The 2,550-nt window shown below is 37.3% G+C and carries 3 protein-coding genes; all 3 read left to right on the plus strand.

The annotated features are described in order from the left end of the window. Positions 1–264: 264 nt before the first annotated feature. Complete coding sequence (locus BT147_RS14885; RefSeq protein ID WP_072337098.1) at positions 265–585, plus strand: EthD family reductase; 321 nt, start codon at positions 265–267, stop codon at positions 583–585. Positions 586–744: 159 nt separating this feature from the next. Continuing rightward, a complete protein-coding gene (locus BT147_RS14890; RefSeq protein WP_072337101.1) occupies positions 745–1,803 on the plus strand; it encodes a type III polyketide synthase in 1,059 nt (352 codons plus the stop codon). A gap of 64 nt (positions 1,804–1,867) precedes the next feature. Beyond that, on the plus strand, positions 1,868–2,212 hold the full coding sequence (locus BT147_RS14895) for a hypothetical protein (RefSeq protein ID WP_143188035.1): 345 nt from the start codon (positions 1,868–1,870) through the stop codon (positions 2,210–2,212). Positions 2,213–2,550 lie beyond the last annotated feature (338 nt).

A 2,550-nucleotide genomic window follows, 5' to 3' on the forward strand; every position in this document is an offset into this window, starting at 1 on the left:
TCTCAGGTCTCGGTTTCTTACTCACTCTTTAGTTTTGAAGGAATACAAAAAACTTCCTAATTCAAGGAAGTTTTTTCGCGTTAACAATCTAGTAAGTGTGTAAGATCTTAAACACTGTTAATAAAGTCATTTATAATAAGATAAATATCATATTTGTTTCGAATGATACACATTAGTATTAACATATTGCACTGTGGACAATTACTTAATTTAGCACTTATGATGTTAGTATGCTTATATTCAAATAACAGGGGTGTGGCCCAGATGTTTAAGACAGTTGGAATCTATAAAAATATCAAGGATCCCAATGCGTTTGAAGAATACTATCAGACAAAGGTGTTTCCTATTATCTTAAGCTTACCAGGAGTCATCAATATCCGAGTATCTACTCTTATTCCCACAGGACAAATTGATCCTAACGATGATTCAGTCAAAATACTATTTGAAACATATTATGAATCTGCAGAGGCTCTTGAACAACTGATGAGCTCTGAAGCAGGGAAAGATGTTATTCAGCTTATTTTGGGACACGATCTGGCGGAGTTTGAGAGTTACATAGGAATCGAGACTTTCTTTGATAAATGATTACATTTCTACTTTACGATAACAGCCCTGGGATAAATGTACTTTACTATACATTCTCTCGGGGTTATTTAATAAAAAGATAATAGTATTTATACTTACAAATGTTATAATATTTTAGATAAAATAATTTTGTTTAAAATATAAAATATGAGGTGGATTATGGGGAAAATTATTTCAGTCGGCAAAGCATTTCCTCCGTACTTGTGGGAACAGGGGTTGGCGAAAGAGTTTGTGGATAATCGTTTTCAAGAGCATATCCCGAATCGAGAAAAAGCCCTACAAGTATATGACAATGGGCGGATCGAGAAACGTTTTCTGGCTGTTCCGTTTGAACGGGAGCTACAGGAGCGAAGTTTTGATGAAAAAAATCGTCAGTTCGAAGAGTACTTTATAAAAATGAGTAAGGAATCGATTCGAAAATGCCTAGAAAACGTAAATATGCACCCGGAGGAAGTCGATCATATTGTATTTGTAACGAGCTCTGGTGTGGTTCATCAAGGGATACTTAGTGTTATATGTCAAGAAATCCAATGTAGAGTGAATGTGAAATGTACCTTGTTATTTGGACTTGGTTGCGCTGGTGGTGCCGGTGGACTAGCAAGAGTGAATGATATGCTAGGAATTCATCCTCGGGGAAAAGCAGTATTGTGCTGTGTAGAGTCCTTTAGTATTAATTTTCTGGTTGATGAGACTTCTTCTGCGCATTTAGTGTATCTAAGTTTGTTTGGTGATGGTGCTGCTGCTGCATTACTAGTTGGAGACGAATTAGCTGATGAATTTGAGGGGCCTTCCATTATTGCTTCTGAGAGCGTACTGATTCCTGATAGTAGTGATCTTGTTCACATAGGAGTAAAAAATGGTGGATTTACAGGAGGAGTATCCCAAAGACTTCCTCTGCTACTGGACAAGCATTTAGAAGGAAATGTGAAGCGATTCATAGGCAATCAAAGTATTACGCCGGAGCAAGTTTCTAGCTATATTGTTCATGCAGGAGGTAAGAAGATATTAGAAATCGCTGCTAAAAGACTTCATATAGAGCATGAAGATCTGAGGCATTCATGGGAGATACTGAGGGAGAGTGGGAATACAGCTTCCGTTCTAGTCTTGCTAATTTTGGATGAGTTGATCAGAAAAGATCCGCCTGATCACGGAGAACTTTCATTGATGTTGGCAGTTGGTCCAGGTATTACACTCGAGCAATTATTGTTACAGTGGTAGAAGTGGGACAATGGCTTTAGCACTCATTCTATACTCTATATTTTTCATGATGGTAGGTGGCTTTATGTATAAAACAATAGCAGTTTACTCCCATATTCAGGATCTGAATGAGTTTGAAGTTTTTTATACCAGTGAAGTAATCCCACGCATTCTAGATTTTGACGAAGTAAAGCATATTCGATTCACCACCCTAATTCCAACAGATAAAGTAGCTTCTCAATCTGAAGAGGTTAGTGTGCTAATCGAAACCTATTATCATTCCGCCGAAGCACTACGAAGTGTTTTAGACTCAGAGGACAGCAAAGAGATAACGAAATACTTCCTTTATATTCAGGAGAGCGGGATGGCAAGGATCGAGTCGTTCCTGGGGAATGAATCTGTGTTTGATAGCTTTTTAGATGAATCATGATGGTTTGAGAATGTGATCATACGTAGGATATATAAATAATCTGTATTGGAGTCGAACCGTGACTCCAATTTGCTTACAAGGAATTTGATCCATCATGTTATATTTTTGCGTTGTCTGAATGTGGTTGTGAAACACGTATATAGTGTGTTTTTGTTCCATAAAAAAATTGTAGAATAAGTGTTGACTCTTATTTATCTGCATGCTATATTAATACATGTCGCCGCGAGATGCGGTGCGTAAAACAACGAAATGATGCACCTTGAAAATTAGATACAGAAATGAAGAAAGATAGAAGACATCATTAAACACATGAGTCTTCCGTCATGTTGCATTCACCG

Source organism: Thermoactinomyces sp. DSM 45891 (assembly GCF_900119485.1).
Classification (GTDB): Bacteria; Bacillota; Bacilli; order Thermoactinomycetales; family Thermoactinomycetaceae; genus Baia.

Coding starts and splice junctions, on each gene's coding strand:
- BT147_RS14885 (WP_072337098.1), top strand. CDS start 265: ATGTTTAAGACAGTTGGAATCTATAAAAATATCAAGGATCCCAATGCG.
- BT147_RS14895 (WP_143188035.1), top strand. CDS start 1,868: ATGTATAAAACAATAGCAGTTTACTCCCATATTCAGGATCTGAATGAG.
- BT147_RS14890 (WP_072337101.1), top strand. CDS start 745: ATGGGGAAAATTATTTCAGTCGGCAAAGCATTTCCTCCGTACTTGTGG.